Source organism: Pseudomonas sp. HMSC067G02, from assembly GCF_001813485.1.
Taxonomy (GTDB): domain Bacteria; phylum Pseudomonadota; class Gammaproteobacteria; order Pseudomonadales; family Pseudomonadaceae; genus Pseudomonas; species Pseudomonas aeruginosa.
This window is the reverse complement of sequence record NZ_KV812622.1, coordinates 23,175-38,184: the sequence shown is the minus strand read 5'-3', so window position 1 is coordinate 38,184 and position 15,010 is coordinate 23,175. Positions and strand designations below refer to the sequence as shown.

Annotated in this window: 14 protein-coding genes; 8 read left to right on the top strand and 6 right to left on the bottom strand. The window is 67.3% G+C overall.

Annotated features, from left to right (window positions below; all coding sequences use genetic code 11):
• Both lolB and lbcA read right to left on the bottom strand, forming a co-directional pair.
• Positions 1 to 618, bottom strand: coding sequence for a lipoprotein insertase outer membrane protein LolB (gene lolB, locus HMPREF2914_RS01655; RefSeq protein WP_003095005.1), 618 nt, complete (start codon positions 616 to 618; stop codon positions 1 to 3).
• A 4-nt stretch (positions 619 to 622) separates the two neighbouring features.
• The gene (lbcA, locus tag HMPREF2914_RS01650) at positions 623 to 2,395 is read right to left on the bottom strand and encodes a proteolytic complex protein LbcA (protein WP_003135130.1); all 1,773 of its coding nucleotides are present in this window, start codon (positions 2,393 to 2,395) and stop codon (positions 623 to 625) included.
• 143 nt (positions 2,396 to 2,538) lie between these two features.
• Here lbcA and hemA point away from each other — a divergent pair, with 143 nt between their 5' ends.
• From hemA to pagL, 6 genes are all read left to right on the top strand, one after another.
• Positions 2,539 to 3,807, top strand: a complete 1,269-nt coding sequence (hemA, locus tag HMPREF2914_RS01645) for a glutamyl-tRNA reductase (protein WP_003095001.1) — start codon at positions 2,539 to 2,541, stop codon at positions 3,805 to 3,807.
• A gap of 17 nt (positions 3,808 to 3,824) precedes the next feature.
• The gene (gene prfA, locus HMPREF2914_RS01640; protein ID WP_023092960.1) at positions 3,825 to 4,907 is read left to right on the top strand and encodes a peptide chain release factor 1; all 1,083 of its coding nucleotides are present in this window, start codon (positions 3,825 to 3,827) and stop codon (positions 4,905 to 4,907) included.
• 1 nt (position 4,908) lies between these two features.
• Entirely contained in the window at positions 4,909 to 5,739 is an 831-nt protein-coding gene (gene prmC, locus HMPREF2914_RS01635) for a peptide chain release factor N(5)-glutamine methyltransferase (RefSeq protein WP_003114694.1), read from the top strand.
• Positions 5,733 to 6,491 carry a molybdopterin-synthase adenylyltransferase MoeB gene (locus HMPREF2914_RS01630; RefSeq protein WP_023092959.1) on the top strand — a complete coding sequence of 253 codons (759 nt, stop codon included), beginning with the start codon at positions 5,733 to 5,735 and terminating at the stop codon, positions 6,489 to 6,491. The genes prmC and HMPREF2914_RS01630 overlap by 7 nt, the downstream gene beginning before the upstream one ends.
• Positions 6,481 to 7,278 (top strand): glutamate racemase, encoded by a 798-nt coding sequence (gene murI, locus HMPREF2914_RS01625; protein WP_003099300.1) that lies wholly within the window; start codon positions 6,481 to 6,483, stop codon positions 7,276 to 7,278. The genes HMPREF2914_RS01630 and murI overlap by 11 nt, the downstream gene beginning before the upstream one ends.
• A gap of 133 nt (positions 7,279 to 7,411) precedes the next feature.
• On the top strand, positions 7,412 to 7,933 hold the full coding sequence (pagL, locus tag HMPREF2914_RS01620) for a lipid A 3-O-deacylase (protein ID WP_003094992.1): 522 nt from the start codon (positions 7,412 to 7,414) through the stop codon (positions 7,931 to 7,933).
• Positions 7,934 to 8,058: 125 nt separating this feature from the next.
• Here pagL and phrB read toward each other — a convergent pair whose 3' ends face one another.
• From phrB to HMPREF2914_RS01600, 4 genes are all read right to left on the bottom strand, one after another.
• Positions 8,059 to 9,504, bottom strand: a complete 1,446-nt coding sequence (gene phrB, locus HMPREF2914_RS01615; RefSeq protein WP_031277502.1) for a deoxyribodipyrimidine photo-lyase — start codon at positions 9,502 to 9,504, stop codon at positions 8,059 to 8,061.
• Positions 9,501 to 10,400 (bottom strand): MerR family transcriptional regulator, encoded by a 900-nt coding sequence (locus tag HMPREF2914_RS01610; protein WP_023092957.1) that lies wholly within the window; start codon positions 10,398 to 10,400, stop codon positions 9,501 to 9,503. Before HMPREF2914_RS01610 ends, phrB begins: the two co-directional genes overlap by 4 nt.
• A 9-nt stretch (positions 10,401 to 10,409) precedes the next feature.
• A complete protein-coding gene (locus HMPREF2914_RS01605) occupies positions 10,410 to 11,366 on the bottom strand; it encodes a YbgA family protein (RefSeq protein ID WP_023092956.1) in 957 nt (318 codons plus the stop codon).
• Positions 11,367 to 11,518: 152 nt separating this feature from the next.
• Positions 11,519 to 12,502 carry an NAD(P)/FAD-dependent oxidoreductase gene (locus tag HMPREF2914_RS01600; protein ID WP_003094987.1) on the bottom strand — a complete coding sequence of 328 codons (984 nt, stop codon included), beginning with the start codon at positions 12,500 to 12,502 and terminating at the stop codon, positions 11,519 to 11,521.
• A gap of 413 nt (positions 12,503 to 12,915) precedes the next feature.
• Between HMPREF2914_RS01600 and HMPREF2914_RS01595 the strand changes: the two genes are divergently transcribed.
• Entirely contained in the window at positions 12,916 to 13,833 is a 918-nt protein-coding gene (locus tag HMPREF2914_RS01595; protein WP_022580118.1) for a TIGR01777 family oxidoreductase, read from the top strand.
• Positions 13,830 to 14,852 (top strand): ferrochelatase, encoded by a 1,023-nt coding sequence (gene hemH, locus HMPREF2914_RS01590; RefSeq protein WP_004355227.1) that lies wholly within the window; start codon positions 13,830 to 13,832, stop codon positions 14,850 to 14,852. Before HMPREF2914_RS01595 ends, hemH begins: the two co-directional genes overlap by 4 nt.
• The last annotated feature ends 158 nt before the right edge of the window (positions 14,853 to 15,010 follow it).

The following is a 15,010-nucleotide window of genomic DNA, read 5'->3' as shown; positions in this document are numbered from 1 at the left end:
TCAGCGGCCGAGCTGGCGCGGCTGCCAGTCCTTGATCACCAGGGTGACGTCGAGGTCCTGGCCGTGCAGCTTCAGGCGCTCGGGTAGCCAGTAGCCGTTCTGTTCGGCGTAGCGGGTGTATTCGATCTGCCAGCCGTCCTGTTCCAAGCGCGCCAGGCGACTGTCGGCGTCGAGGGTCAGGCGGCTCTTGCTGTCCGGCGCCGGGAGGCCGCGTACCCACCAGAGCAGGTGCGAGACCGGCAGGCGCCAGCCTAGTTGTTCTTCCAGCAGGGCTTCCGGGGACTCCGCCTGGTAGCGGCCCTGCCCGGCGACTTCCAGGCTCACCGCGCCTTCACGCCCGGTCAGGCGTGCTGCGCCGCGGCCGAGCGGGCCGGACAGGCGGATGTCGTAGTAGCCCTGGCGCTGCAGCCAGAACAGGGTGCCGCTGCCGGAGTCGCGCGGGGCGCGGATGCCGACCTTGCCGTCGATCTGCCAGGCATCCAGCTCGCTGAGTTGCTGCTTGTGGGTTTTCCAGGTCTGCGCATCGCCCTGGCCTTCCAGGGCTTCGTGGGAGGTCAGGCCGGCGCAGCCGCTGAGCAGGGCCAGCGCGGAGGCGGCGAGGAAAAGACGTAGACGCATGGTTTCAAGGAGTCTCGGCGCCGGTCAGGCGCTTGATGGTGCGGCGCAGCACGTCGCTGTCGGGCTGCTTGTCGAGGTATTCGCGCCAGATGGCTCGGGCGTCGTCCTGGCGCCCCTGGGCCCAGAGGACTTCGCCCAGGTGCGCGGCGACCTCGTGGTCGGGGTAGCGCTGCAGCGCCTGGCGCAGGTAGCGCTCGGCGTCCGCCAGCTTGCCCTGGCGATAGTTGATCCAGCCCATGCTGTCGAGGATCGCCGGGTCGTCCGGGTTCAGCTTGTGCGCCTTGAGGATCAGCTCGCGCGCCTCGGTGTAGCGGGTAGTGCGGTCGGCCAGGGTGTAGCCGAGGGCGTTGAGGGCCATGGCGTTGTCCGGCTCGCGGGCGATGACGAAGCGCAGGTCCTTTTCCATCTGCGCCAGGTCGTTACGCTTCTCCGCCAGCATCGAGCGGGTGTAGAGCAGGTTGAGGTCCTCCGGGTACTGCTTCAGACCCTCCTGGATGGCCTGCCAGGCCTTTTCCTGCTGGTCGTTGTTGGACAGCGCCTCGGCTTCGATCAGGTACAGCTGGATGGCGTAGTCGGGTTGCTCGCTGCGCGCCTTGTCCAGGCGCTGGGCGGCTTCGTCGACGCGACCGGCCTTGAGCAGGACGTCGGTCTGGCGCAGTTGCGCCGGGAGGAAGTCATTGCCCGGGCCGACCTGGGCGTACTCGTCGAGGGCGCGCGCGGTGTCCTTCTGTTCCTCGGCGAGGCGGCCGAGGTTGAAGTGGGCGGCGTCGACGTGGCTGTCGCGCTCGACCAGTTCTTCCAGGTAGATCCTGGCTTCGTCCCAGGCCTGGGCTTCCAGGCAGACCAGCGCCAGGGAGAAACGCAGGTCGTCGTCGTCGGGGAATTGCTGGACCAGTCCGGCGAACTCGGCCTTGGCGTCGTCCAGGCGGTTCTGCTCCACCAGCAGGCGCGCGTAGGCGAGGCGCACGCGCTTGTCGTCCGGGTGTTCCTTGATCCCGGCCTTGAGCAGCGGCAGGGCCTCGTCGCTGCGCTTCATGCTCTGCAACAGGCGGGAGCGGAGCAGCAGCGGGGCGACTTCGTGGCGGCTTGCGGAGTTGTCCTCGAGCAGGGTCAGGGCTTCGTCCGGGCGGCCGTCCTGTTGCAGCAGCAGGGCCTTGCCGAACAGCAACTGGCCGTTGTTCGGGTATTTCTTCAACAGGTGGTCGAAGCTCTGCAGCAGGCCGGTGCGGGTATCCGGGTCGGTCTCCGCGGCAGACAGGGCGAGGAAGTCGAAGTGCGTGTCGCCCTGGCCGTTGAGGACCTTCTCCATGTACACCATGGACTCCTCGTAGCGCCCGGCGCGGGCCAACTGGATCGCGGCGGCGCGTTGGGCATCGAGGTTGTCCGGCGCGCTGCGCGCCCAGAGCAGGGAGGTGTCGAGGGCTTCCTGGTCGGCGCCGAGGTATTCGGCGATGCGGAAGGCGCGCTCGGAAACTCCGGGGTCGCGGGTTTTCTGCGCCTGCACCACATAGTTGCTCAGGGCGATGTCGAAGCGGTTGCGCTGCCCGGCCAGTTCGGCCACCAGCAGCGAATACAGGCTGTCCTCGCTGAAGGAGCCGTACTTTTCCGGCTTGGCCTTGGTCTCGACCGCGGTGTCTTCCACCGGCGGGGTGCCATCGGGAGTCTTGTGGATAAGTGACTGGCAGCCGCCGAGCAGCAGCGTGACGGTCAGCAGCGCAAGGGATTTGTTCATAGAGGAAGAAAGCCGGCCTTGAACCTGCGAGGGTGGCGCCATCATGACATAAGCCGTCCGGCAAGCCCAAGGGGGCCGGGACGGGCGTCGACGAAGCTGTCTATGGGGTCAATACATCGGCAATGGTTGTCCTGCCCTTGGCGAAGTAGGAGAATTGCGCGTTTCCCCGATTAGCTCAGCGATCCTGCATGGCCTTCATTGCCCTCGGCATCAATCACAAGACCGCCTCGGTGGCTGTCCGCGAGCGCGTGGCTTTCACTCCGGAACAGATGGTCGAGGCGCTGCAGCAGCTCTGCCGCCTGACCACCAGCCGCGAGGCGGCCATCCTGTCGACCTGCAACCGGAGCGAACTCTACCTGGAGATCGACCATCCGACCGCGGACGACGTGCTCGCCTGGCTGGCGGACTACCATCGTCTGACCCTCGACGAGTTGCGCGCCTGCGCCTATGTGCACCAGGACGAAGACGCGGTGCGCCACATGATGCGCGTGGCCTCCGGCCTCGACTCGATGGTCCTCGGCGAGCCGCAGATCCTCGGCCAGATGAAGTCGGCCTACGCCGTCGCGCGCGAGGCCGGCACCGTCGGTCCGCTGCTCGGCCGCCTGTTCCAGGCCACCTTCAGTACGGCGAAGACCGTCCGCACCGATACCGCCATCGGCGAGAACCCGGTGTCCGTGGCGTTCGCCGCGGTGAGCCTGGCCAAGCAGATCTTCAGCGACCTGCACCGCAGCCAGGCGCTGCTGATCGGCGCCGGCGAGACCATCACCCTGGTCGCGCGCCACCTGTTCGAGCAAGGCGTGAAGCGCATCGTGGTGGCCAACCGCACCCTGGAGCGCGCCAGCCTGCTCGCCGAGCAGTTCGGCGCCCATGCGGTGCTGCTTTCGGAGATACCCGAGGAGTTGGCCAACAGCGATATCGTCATCAGCTCCACTGCCAGCCAGTTGCCGATCCTCGGCAAGGGCGCCGTGGAGCGCGCGCTGAAGCAACGCAAGCACAAGCCGATGTTCATGGTCGACATCGCCGTGCCGCGCGACATCGAGCCGGAAGTCGGCGAACTGGACGACGTCTACCTCTATAGCGTCGACGACCTCCACGAAGTAGTGGCGGAGAATCTCAAGAGCCGCCAGGGCGCTGCCCAGGCCGCCGAGGAACTGGTCGGCAGCGGCGTCGCCGAGTTCATGCAGCGCCTGCGCGAACTGGCTGCGGTGGACGTGCTGCGCGCCTATCGGCAGCAGGCCGAGCGCCTGCGCGATGAAGAACTGGGCAAGGCCCAGCGGCAACTGGCCAACGGTGCCGACCCGGCCGAGGTGATGGCCCAACTGGCCCGCGGCCTGACCAACAAACTGCTGCACGCGCCCAGCGTGCAGATGAAGAAAATGTCCGCCGAGGGCCGCATCGACGCGCTGGCCCTGGCCCAGGAGCTGTTCGCCCTCGACGAGGGCGCGCCGCGCCACTGACCGGTACCTATGCCTGCATGAAAGCTTCTCTGCTGAAAAAGCTGGATGTCCTCAGCGATCGCTACGAAGAACTGACGGCGCTGCTCGGCGACGCCGAGGTGATCAGTGACCAGACCCGCTTCCGCGCCTATTCCCGCGAGTACGCCGAGGTCGAACCGGTGATCCTGGCGTTCCGCGACTACCGCAAGGTGCAGGCCGATCTCGAGGGCGCCCAGGCGTTGCTCAAGGACAGCGACCCGGAGTTGCGCGACCTCGCCGAGGAGGAGGTCGCCGAAGCGCGCGGCCGCCTCGCCGCCCTCGGCGACAGCCTGCAGCGCATGCTGCTGCCGAAGGATCCCAACGACAGCCGCAACGTGTTCCTGGAGATCCGTGCCGGCACCGGTGGCGACGAGGCGGCGATCTTCTCCGGCGACCTGTTCCGCATGTATTCGCGCTACGCCGAGCGCCAGGGCTGGCGGGTCGAGACGCTGTCGGAGAACGAGGGCGAGCACGGTGGCTACAAGGAAGTGATTGCCCGGGTCGAGGGCGACAACGTCTACGCCAAGCTCAAGTTCGAGTCCGGCGCGCACCGCGTGCAGCGGGTGCCGGAAACCGAATCCCAGGGCCGGATCCACACTTCCGCCTGCACTGTCGCGGTGCTGCCGGAGCCGGACGAGCAGGCAGCGATCGAGATCAACCCGGCCGACCTGCGGGTGGACACCTACCGTTCCTCCGGCGCCGGCGGCCAGCACGTCAACAAGACCGACTCGGCGGTGCGCATCACCCACGTTCCCAGCGGCATCGTGGTCGAGTGCCAGGAAGAGCGCTCGCAGCACAAGAACCGCGCCAAGGCCATGGCCTGGCTGGCGGCCAAGCTCAACGACCAGCAGCAGGCCGCGGCGCAGCAGGCGATCGCCAGCACGCGCAAGCTGCTGGTGGGCTCGGGCGACCGCTCGGAGCGCATCCGTACCTACAACTTCCCGCAAGGGCGGGTCACCGACCATCGCATCAACCTCACCCTGTACTCCCTGGGCGAGGTGATGGAGGGCGCGGTGGAACAGGTGATCGAGCCGCTGCTGCAGGAATACCAGGCCGATCAACTGGCGGCCCTGGGCGACTGACATGACCACTATCTGTACCCTTCTCAAGGATTCCCAACTGCCCGATTCGCCCAGCGCCCGGCTCGACACCGAGTTGCTGCTGGCGGCGGCGATGGGCAAGCCGCGCAGCTTCCTGCGTACCTGGCCGGAGCGCATCGTGCCGCGCGAGGCCAACGAGCGGTTCGACGACTGGATCGCCCGTCGGCGCAACGGCGAGCCGGTGGCCTACATCCTTGGCCACCAGGGCTTCTGGAGCCTGGACCTGGAGGTTGCGCCACACACCCTGATCCCGCGCCCGGACACCGAACTGCTGGTGGAAACCGCGCTGGCGACCCTCGCGGCGGACACCGCTACGGTGCTCGACCTGGGCACCGGCACCGGCGCCATCGCCCTGGCCCTGGCCAGCGAACGGCCGCTGTGGACGGTGACGGCGGTGGACCGCGTGGAAGAGGCCGTGGCGCTGGCCGAGCGCAATCGCCAGCGGCTGCTCCTGGAGAACGTCGAGGTGCGCCGCAGCCACTGGTTCTCCGCCCTCGATGGCCGGCGCTTCCGGATGATCGTCGGCAATCCGCCGTATATCCCTGCCAGCGATCCGCACCTGAGCGAGGGCGACGTGCGTTTCGAGCCGAAGAGCGCGCTGGTCGCGGGTAGCGATGGCCTCGACGATATCCGCCAGATCGTCGCCCAGGCGCCGCGGCATTTGCTGGACGAAGGCTGGTTGCTGCTCGAGCACGGCTATGATCAAGGGGCGGCGGTGCGCGAACTGCTCGGCGCCCGCGGCTTCGCCGGGGTACATACGTTGCGCGACCTCGGCGGCAACGAGCGGATCACTCTCGGACAATGGGCATGCTGAGCGACGAGGAACTGCTGCGCTACAGTCGCCAGATCCTGCTGGCGCAGGTCGACGTCGAGGGCCAGCTGCGCCTGAAGCGCAGCCGCGCACTGATCGTCGGTCTTGGCGGCCTGGGTTCGCCGGTGGCGCTGTACCTGGCCGCGGCTGGGGTCGGCGAGCTGCACCTGGCGGATTTCGATACGGTCGACCTGACCAACCTGCAACGGCAGGTCATCCACGATGGCGCCAGCGTCGGCGTCGGCAAGGTGGAGTCGGCGATGCGCCGGCTGGGCGCGCTGAATCCGCAGATCCGCCTGGTCAGCCATAGCGCCGCGCTGGATGAGGACTCCCTCGATGCCGCCGTGGCGGCGGTCGACCTGGTGCTCGACTGCACCGACAACTTCGCCACCCGCGAGGCGGTCAACGTCGCCTGCGTGCGCGCCGGCAAGCCCCTGGTCAGCGGCGCGGCGATCCGTCTCGAGGGCCAGCTTTCGGTATTCGATACCCGCCGCGACGCAAGCCCCTGCTACCACTGCCTCTACGGGCACGGCAGCGAGGCCGAGCTGACCTGCAGCGAGGCCGGCGTGATCGGTCCGCTGGTGGGGCTGGTCGGTAGCCTGCAGGCGCTGGAGGCGCTCAAGCTGCTGGCCGGTTTCGGCGAACCGCTGGTGGGCCGCCTGCTGCTGGTGGACGCCCTCGGCACGCGCTTCCGCGAATTGCGGGTGCGTCGCGATCCTTCCTGTGCCGTCTGCGGGCAACGCCATGGCGGTTGAGTCGGCCGCGGTCGGCGTTTTCGATTCCGGGGTCGGCGGGCTCAGCGTATTGCGTGAGATTCGTGCGCGCCTGCCATCCGAATCGTTGCTCTACGTCGCCGACAACGCCCATGTGCCCTACGGCGAGAAGAGCGCGGAGTACATCCGCGAACGCTGCGAGCGGATCGGTGATTTCCTTCTGGAGCAGGGCGCCAAGGCTCTGGTACTGGCCTGCAATACCGCGACGGCAGCGGCTGCGGCGGAATTGCGCGAACGTTATCCGCAGGTGCCGCTGGTGGCCATGGAGCCGGCGGTGAAGCCGGCCGCGGCGGCCACCCGCAACGGTCGGGTCGGCGTCCTCGCCACCACCGGAACTCTGAAGAGCGCGCGTTTCGCCGCCTTGCTCGACCGCTTCGCCAGCGACGTACAGGTCTTCACCCAGCCCTGTCCGGGGCTGGTCGAGCGCATCGAGGCCGGCGATCTCTATGGGCCGCAAACCCGGGCACTGCTGGAACGCCTGCTGGCGCCCATCCTCGAACAGGGCTGCGATACGCTGATCCTCGGCTGTACTCATTATCCCTTCGTCAAACCCCTGCTGGCCGAGCTGATCCCGGCGGAGATGGCAGTGATCGATACGGGAGCGGCTGTCGCCCGGCAACTGGAGCGCGTATTGTCGGCGCGGGCGCTACTGGCCTCTGGCCAGGCCGCGACGCCGCGTTTCTGGACCAGCGCGCTGCCGGAGGAGATGGAAAGGATCCTGCCGATCCTCTGGGGAAGCCCGGAAAGCGTAGGAAAATTAGTCGTTTAGTCGTTCCTGGCAGACGTGACAGCGATTTTTTGAACTAAAGCGTTTGGTCTAGTATCTGCTTTAGTAAGTGCGCTCTTATAATGCGCAGCTTGAATGCGGGGGCTTTCATGCAACTTTCGAAAAGGACGTTTCAATGAAGAAACTACTTCCGCTGGCCGTTCTGGCCGCACTTTCCTCCGTCCACGTGGCCTCCGCCCAGGCGGCGGACGTCTCGGCCGCCGTCGGTGCGACCGGCCAGTCGGGCATGACCTATCGCCTGGGCCTGAGCTGGGATTGGGACAAGAGCTGGTGGCAGACCTCCACCGGGCGCCTGACCGGCTACTGGGATGCGGGCTACACCTATTGGGAAGGTGGCGATGAAGGCGCCGGCAAGCATTCGCTGTCGTTCGCTCCGGTATTCGTCTATGAGTTCGCCGGCGACTCGATCAAGCCATTCATCGAGGCCGGTATCGGTGTGGCGGCGTTCTCCGGCACCCGTGTCGGCGACCAGAACCTGGGTTCCTCCCTGAACTTCGAAGACCGCATCGGCGCCGGCCTGAAGTTCGCCAACGGCCAGTCGGTCGGCATTCGGGCGATCCACTATTCCAACGCCGGCCTGAAACAGCCGAACGACGGTATCGAGTCCTACAGCCTGTTCTACAAGATCCCGATCTAGTCGGCACGGTCGAAAAAAGCCGGGTTCATCCCGGCTTTTTCATGCCTGCGATTCTTCCACCACGCCGCACCGCCCCATGGAAAGAGCGAGCCATTTGGCGGGAGGCGATAGCTCGCTGACGCGCCCTACGCGCGACCATCGCGCGGCGGCAGGTTGCGGAAAGCCGCCAGCGCCTGTTCGCGGCTGGCCTTCAGGTCGACCATCGGCCGTGGATAGTCGACCCCGGCGAACAGCCCCAGGCTGGACGGATCGTGGATCGCCTTGCGCTCCAGGCCGGCCAGTTCCGGCAGCCAGTGGCGGATGAACTCGCCGCGTGGATCGAAGCGTTCGGACTGCGAGAGCGGATTGAACAGGCGGAAGTAGGGGACGGCGTCGGTGCCGGTGGATGCGCTCCACTGCCAGCCACCGTTGTTCGCCGCCAGGTCGCCGTCGATGAGGTGGCGCATGAACCAGCGTTCGCCTTCGCGCCAGTCGATCAGCAGGTTCTTGCTGAGGAACATCGCTACCACCATCCGCAGGCGATTGTGCATCCAGCCGGTGGCGAGCAACTGGCGCATTGCTGCATCGATGATCGGTATGCCGGTGCGCCCCTGTTGCCAGGCTTCGAGTTCCGCCGGGGCCTGGCGCCAGCGCAGGGCTTCGGTCTCCTCGCGGAAGGGGCGGTGCCGGGAGACCCGTGGGTAGCCGACCAGGATGTGCTTGTAGAACTCGCGCCAGAGCAGCTCGTTGATCCAGATCGCGGCGCCTTGCTGGCCGCCGCTGAACTCGCCGCGGTTGGCAACCAGCGCGGCGTCCAGGCATTGCCTGGGCGAGAGTACGCCGGCGGCCAGGTAGGGCGACAGTTGGCTGGTGCCGGGAAGCGCCGGGAAGTCGCGCCGTTCATGGTAGTCGGCCAGGTGCTGGTCGGCGAAGTCGCGCAGGCGTTCCTGCGCTACCTCTTCGCCTGCCGGCCAGAGGCGGCGCAAGCTATCGGCCGGCCGCGGGAAGGCGGGCACGGCATCCGGCAGCGGGTCGCTGGCCAGCGCGTGCGGTGGTTGGGGCTGCGGACGCGGGCGGACACCCGGCAGGGCCTGGTACAGCCGTTCGTGGCAGACCTTGCGGAACTGGCTGAACACCTGGAAATAGCCGCCAGTTCGGGTCAGCACCGAGCCGGGGGCGAAGAACAGCTGGTCGAGGTGGCTGTGGAAGGCCACGTCCTGTTCGCGCAGGCGTTGGCCGACGGCCTGGTCGCGGCGTTCCTCGTTCACCCCGTATTCCTGGTTGACGTGTACCGCGCCGATTCCCAGCTCCCGGCAGAGCCGGCCGATGACTTCCGGGGCTTGCCGCCAGTGGCCGCAGTCGCGCACCAGCAGCGGGATGTTCAGCGCGGCGAGCTGGCGTTGCAGCTCGCCCAGGTTGCGCAGCCAGAAGTCGACCTTGCAGGGCGCATCGTCGTGTTCCCGCCACTGCGCCGGGCTGAGCAGGTAGAGGGCCACGCAAGGGCGCCCATCGGCGGCGGCGAGGAGCGCGCTGTTATCGGTGGTTCGCAGGTCGCAGCGAAACCAGATCAGGTTCATCGGAAGTCCGTTCATGGGTTCAACAGGCCTCGTTCGCCGAGCAGGCGGCGGGCTTCCAGGGGCGTGCTCGCCAGCAGCAGGCCGGCTAGCGCCAGGGTTTCGAAGGCTTCGCGCTGGATCTCCACGGCCGGTCCGACCAGCACCACCGGGCAGCTCACCCCTGCCAGCAGGCGCGGCAGGTGCTCCGGGTTGAGGCGATGACTGGCGTACAGCAACACGCCGCGAGCTTCCAGGCGTTCGCAGGCCAGGGCCAGTTCGGCCGGTGGCAGCGGCCAGTCGAAGACCTGCAGCGGCACCTCGCCGCTGCCGAGCAACCAACTGCACAGCCAGAGGTTCGGTTCCAGCGACAGCTCGGACTGGTTGACCAGCAGCAGCGGCGTGCCCTGTTGCAGCCGCTGCTGGTGATAAAGGCGGGCGCCCAGCTTGCTGCGCAACCAGGAGAAGAAGAAGGCCCGCTCCATGCGCGCGCCGAATTGTCCCTGCCAGCGTCGTTCGAGGTGCTGCAGCAAGGGTTGCAGAAGCTTTTCGCAGAGGGTCGCTACCGGATAGAGCGACGCGGCCTGGTTGAACAGATCGTCGAGGCGTCGCTCGGCCAGCGCGGCGATGGCGTCCAGCAGTTGTTCGTGCAGGCGTTCCCAGGGGGATTCGACATCCGCCGCCGGGGTTTCCTCCGGACGCTCCAGCAGCGCGCGCACCTGGCTGATGGCGACGCCACGCTCGAGCCAGACGAGTATCCGGCGGATGCGCTCGACCTGCTCTTCGCTGTAGAGCCGGTGACCCTTGCCGGTGCGTTGCGGCACCACCAGGCCGTAGCGGCGCTCCCAGGCGCGCAGGGTGACCGGATGGACGCCGGTCAGACGAGTGACTTCGCGGATCGGCAGGCCGCCGCGTTCGAGGTGGGGCGAGTTCATCGGGAAATCCTAGAGCGCGTTGCGCAGGCCGAGTTCGGTCGGGTGCGGTTGCAGGTAGGCCTGCTGGGCGATGTATGCATGCGGGTGGCGACGGAAGTGGTGCTTTAGCAGGGTCAGCGGTACCACCAGCGGCACGCTGCCATGCCGGTATTGCTCGATCAGCTCGCGCAATTCACGCCTGTCTTCGGCTGCGAGGTCGCGTTTCAGGTAGCCGCTCAGGTGCAGCAACACGTTGCCATGGCTGCCGCGGGTCGCGCAGCGGCGTAGGCCCTGCATCAGCTCGCCGAAGTAACGCGTGCCGAGGGCTTCCGGCTGGTAGTGGCCGGCTTCGCCGAGCAGGCGGCCGAGACTGCGGTAGTGCTCCGGCGAATGCGCCAGCAACTGGTACTTGTAGCGGCTATGGAAGGCGACGATGGCCGAATGGCTGAGGCCGCGCTGGCACAGGGCCTGCCAGTGGGCATGGGCGAACACGCGGGTGAGGAAGTTCTCCCGCAGGACCGGATCGTGCAGCCGGCCTTCTTCTTCCACCGGTAGCTCCGGCAAGGCTGCGCAAAGGGCTGCGGCGAAGCGTCCACGGCCTTCGGCGCGCGGCGCGCCGCCGCCTTCTGGATAGACCTTGACCCGTTGCAGCCCGCAGGACGGCGAACGTTGCATGAAGATGAAACCGTCCAGCGTATCCGCCCGTTGCGCCACCCGCCGCGCATATTCGGCGAGCGCTTCGCCGACCGCCAGGCCGTCGCGGCTCCGCGCCTCGGCGGCTTCCGGAGTGCCTTCCAGGCGAATCGCCGGGCGCGGCGTGCCCAGGCCGATGGCCTGTTCCGGGCAGAAGGAGACGAACTCGACGTGCCGCGCCAGTTCCTCGCAAAGCGCGGATCGCTTGTGGCCGCCGTTGAAGCGCACCGGTTCGCCGAGCAGGCAGGCGCTGATGCCGAGTCGGGGCGTCAGGGAAGGGTGAGATTCGTGCATCGGTGTCGTCTCCCGAGGGGAAAGGAGGTTCGCGCGCAGCTCGACAGCCAGGCGGTCATACGACACATCCTAGAACTTATCTTGTACAGGTCAATGTATTTGTATAGGTATTTTCTTGTCACATCGGGCCGCCAGGCGACGGCCCGATCCCCTCAGAGATGTTCCAGCAGGCGCCGCGCGGCTTCCTGGCCGCTGAGCCAGGCGCCTTCGACGCGGCCGCTGGAGCACCAGTCGCCGCAGGCGTAGATGCCCAGGTCGGGATCGCCGAGGGCGCCCCACTGGTGAGCCTCCGCCGGGCGTGCATAGAGCCAGCGGTGGGCGATGCTGAAGGCGGCTTCCGGTACGGCGCAGCCGATCACTTCGGCGAAGGCGCAGCGCAGATGCTCGACCACGTCCTCCTTGGCCATGTCGATGTGTTGCCGGCTCCACTGGCTGGTGGCGTGCAGCACCCAGGTATCGAGGGCGGTGTCGCGCCCCGGCTTGCTGCGATTGCAGGCCAGCCAGGCGATCGGACTGCCGTGCACGAAGCAGCCCTGCACCGGGGTGTCGAGTACCTCGCGGAAGCCCAGCGCCACCGCCCAGGTCGGCTCCATGACCACGCTCGCGGCGGTGGCCGCCAGTTTCGGCACGCTGGCCAGCAGCGGCGTGGCCTGGGGAGCGGGGATGGCGATCAGGACCTGGTTGAACGGACCGTGGTTCTGTCCCTCGGCGTCCTGCAGGTGCCAGTGCTGCTTGCCGCGGAAGACCTCGGTGATGCGGCAGGAGAAGACCACTTGCAGATCGGTGAGCAGGGCGCGGGTGATCGCACTCATCCGTGGGATGCCGACCCAGCGTGGCTGCTCGTCCGGGGAGGGGCTCAGCTGGCCGTCGCGGTATTGGTAGAGAGCGGGTTTCCACTCGTCCACCCAGCCTTCCTCGCGCCAGTGTTGCAAGGCGTCGAGGAAGCGCCGGTCGCGGGCGGTGAAGTATTGCGCGCCGAGGTCCAGCGTGCCGGCCTCGCTGCGCTTGCTGGCCATGCGGCCGCCGCTGCCGTGGCCCTTGTCGAACAGCTGTACGGTCTGGCCGGCGGATCTCAATGCGTGGGCGGCGGAAAGCCCGGCGATGCCAGTACCGATGATGGCGATGGGGACGCTCATGACATGCCTCTCTGGTTGTGTAGCGTCTGGACAGGCGAATCAGGTTTCTTGTACAAGCTTGATTTAATGTACAGTATTGCGCGTGCTTCGAGGCGCACCTTGCATCGCGCCGATGGCGCGCTTGCGGCGCACGGCTCGCTTCCTGGCCTGTCGAACCTTCAGACGTTCCGTTCGGAAGTATCAACCGAGTTATCTGAAGAATAGACGGCTGGCGCCGTTCACTAAGGCACCAGTGCGATGCAAGCCCTGTTCCTTGGCTGAGTCGAAAACGACGCCAGGGTTCCCCGGCCGGAGCCGACGGATCTTCCATCCACAGGATAACGCTGGAATGGGGGGAGGATGCACGGTCATCGGGCAGATCGATGTCCAGGGTCCAGACTGAAAGGGCACGCAGGCAAAACGAGGAGACAGCCATGCACATTCTCTTGACCGGCGGTACCGGCCTGATGGGTCGCCGCCTGTGCGCCCGCTGGCGACAGGCCGGACACCGGCTGACCGTGTTCAGCCGGCGGCCGCAGCAGGTGGAATCGCTGTGCGGCGTCGGCGTGCGCGGCATCGATCGTTTCGACGAGTACGGCGACCAGCCGCTCGACGCGGTGGTCAACCTGGCCGGCGAGCCGATCGCGGACAAACCCTGGAGCCACAAGCGCAAGGCGCTGCTGTGGGAAAGCCGGGTACGCCTTACCGAGCGCCTGGTGGAATGGCTGGACGCTCGTGAGCAGCGCCCGGACCTTCTGTTATCGGGTTCTGCGGTGGGTTGGTATGGCGACAGCGGCGAGCGCCCGGTGACCGAGGAGGGGGCGGCGGCCGGCGAGGATTTCGCCAGCGAGCTATGCCTAGCCTGGGAGCAGATCGCCCGCGAGGCGGAGAAGCTCGGCACCCGTGTCGTGCTGTTGCGCACCGGCCTGGTGCTGGCCTCCGAGGGCGGCTTCCTCGGGCGCCTGTTGCCGCTCTACCGGCTCGGCCTGGGCGGACCGCTGGGTGACGGCCGGCAATGGATGCCGTGGATTCATATCGAGGATCAAATCGAGCTGATCGATTTTCTTTTGCGGCGGCCCGATGCCAGCGGTCCCTATAATGCGTGCGCTCCCAACCCGGTGCGCAACCGTGATTTCGCCAAGGCCCTGGGCCGGGCGCTGCACAAGCCGGCGCGGATACCGACCCCCGGGTTCGTCCTGCGCCTCGGGCTGGGAGAAATGTCCGGATTGCTGCTCGGCGGCCAGCGAGCCTTGCCGCAACGCTTGCAGGACGCCGGCTACCGTTTTCAATTCACCGACCTGGACGTGGCGCTGGCCGATGTCCTGGACGCCCGACGAAAGGATCAGGCATGACCGAGAATGCCCTGCTGTTGCTCAACCTGGGCTCCCCGGATTCGACCCGGGTGGAGGATGTTCGCCGCTATCTCGACCAGTTCCTCATGGACCCTTACGTGGTCGACCTGCCCTGGCCGCTGCGGCGCCTGCTGGTGTCGCTGATCCTGATCAAGCGTCCGGCCGAATCGGCGCATGCCTACAGCTCGATCTGGTGGGACGAAGGGTCGCCACTGATCGTCCTCAGTCGTCGCCTGCAGGAGGCGATGAAGCCGCACTGGCCGCATGGGCCGGTGGAACTGGCGATGCGCTACGGCCAGCCGGCCATCGAGAAGGTCCTGCTCGACCTGGCGCGCCGTGGTATCCGGCGGGTGACCCTGGCGCCGCTGTATCCACAGTTCGCCGACAGCACCACGACCACCGCCGAACAAGAGGTGCGCCGGGTGATCGCCGCCCATCGCCTGGAGCTGGAGGTCAGCACGCTGCCGCCGTTCTACGACCAGCCGGTCTACCTCGATGCCCTGGTGGAAAGCGTGCGTCCGTACCTGCAGCAGCCCCACGACCATCTGTTGCTGAGCTTCCATGGCTTGCCCGAGCGGCACATCCGCAAGCTGGTGAAGGATCCTGCCCACGACCTGCTGGCCGAGAACAGCCGCAACGTCAGCCCCGAAGCCCTCGCCCTCTGCTACCGCAGCCAGTGCCTGCGCACCGCCGAGGCCTTCGCCGAGCGCGCCGGCCTGGAGCAGGGGCGCTGGTCGGTGGCGTTCCAGTCGCGCCTGGGGCGCGCCAAGTGGATCGAGCCCTATACCGACGCCAAGCTCGACGAACTGGTGCAGCGTGGGGTGAAGCGCCTGCTGGTGATGTGCCCGGCGTTCGTCGCCGACTGCATCGAGACTCTGGAGGAAATCGGCATGCGCGGCCGCGAGCAGTTCATCAGCGCCGGCGGCGAGGACCTGGTGCTGATTCCCTGCCTCAACGACCACCCCGCCTGGGTCGGCGCCCTGGCCGACATGAGCGGGCGCTTGGCCAGGCCGCTCTGAGAGCCTGTTCATGATCCGCTGCGCGGCGCGGTATGAAGGCTTCGAAGTGCTCATTTGCCGCTCGTCAGCTCCGCTTCCCCGCCCAGCTCGCGAGATGCTGGACAGGCTCTGAGCGCACGCGGCGGCGAATGACCTGGCGGTCATTCGCCGGAACCCGC

Excerpts from the sequence above, each read along its gene's own strand:
- lolB (WP_003095005.1), bottom strand. The coding sequence starts at position 618 with ATGCGTCTACGTCTTTTCCTCGCCGCCTCCGCGCTGGCCCTGCTCAGC.
- lbcA (WP_003135130.1), bottom strand. The coding sequence starts at position 2,395 with ATGATGGCGCCACCCTCGCAGGTTCAAGGCCGGCTTTCTTCCTCTATG.
- hemA (WP_003095001.1), top strand. The coding sequence starts at position 2,539 with ATGGCCTTCATTGCCCTCGGCATCAATCACAAGACCGCCTCGGTGGCT.
- prfA (WP_023092960.1), top strand. The coding sequence starts at position 3,825 with ATGAAAGCTTCTCTGCTGAAAAAGCTGGATGTCCTCAGCGATCGCTAC.
- prmC (WP_003114694.1), top strand. The coding sequence starts at position 4,909 with ATGACCACTATCTGTACCCTTCTCAAGGATTCCCAACTGCCCGATTCG.
- HMPREF2914_RS01630 (WP_023092959.1), top strand. The coding sequence starts at position 5,733 with ATGCTGAGCGACGAGGAACTGCTGCGCTACAGTCGCCAGATCCTGCTG.
- murI (WP_003099300.1), top strand. The coding sequence starts at position 6,481 with ATGGCGGTTGAGTCGGCCGCGGTCGGCGTTTTCGATTCCGGGGTCGGC.
- pagL (WP_003094992.1), top strand. The coding sequence starts at position 7,412 with ATGAAGAAACTACTTCCGCTGGCCGTTCTGGCCGCACTTTCCTCCGTC.
- phrB (WP_031277502.1), bottom strand. The coding sequence starts at position 9,504 with ATGAACGGACTTCCGATGAACCTGATCTGGTTTCGCTGCGACCTGCGA.
- HMPREF2914_RS01610 (WP_023092957.1), bottom strand. The coding sequence starts at position 10,400 with ATGAACTCGCCCCACCTCGAACGCGGCGGCCTGCCGATCCGCGAAGTC.
- HMPREF2914_RS01605 (WP_023092956.1), bottom strand. The coding sequence starts at position 11,366 with ATGCACGAATCTCACCCTTCCCTGACGCCCCGACTCGGCATCAGCGCC.
- HMPREF2914_RS01600 (WP_003094987.1), bottom strand. The coding sequence starts at position 12,502 with ATGAGCGTCCCCATCGCCATCATCGGTACTGGCATCGCCGGGCTTTCC.
- HMPREF2914_RS01595 (WP_022580118.1), top strand. The coding sequence starts at position 12,916 with ATGCACATTCTCTTGACCGGCGGTACCGGCCTGATGGGTCGCCGCCTG.
- hemH (WP_004355227.1), top strand. The coding sequence starts at position 13,830 with ATGACCGAGAATGCCCTGCTGTTGCTCAACCTGGGCTCCCCGGATTCG.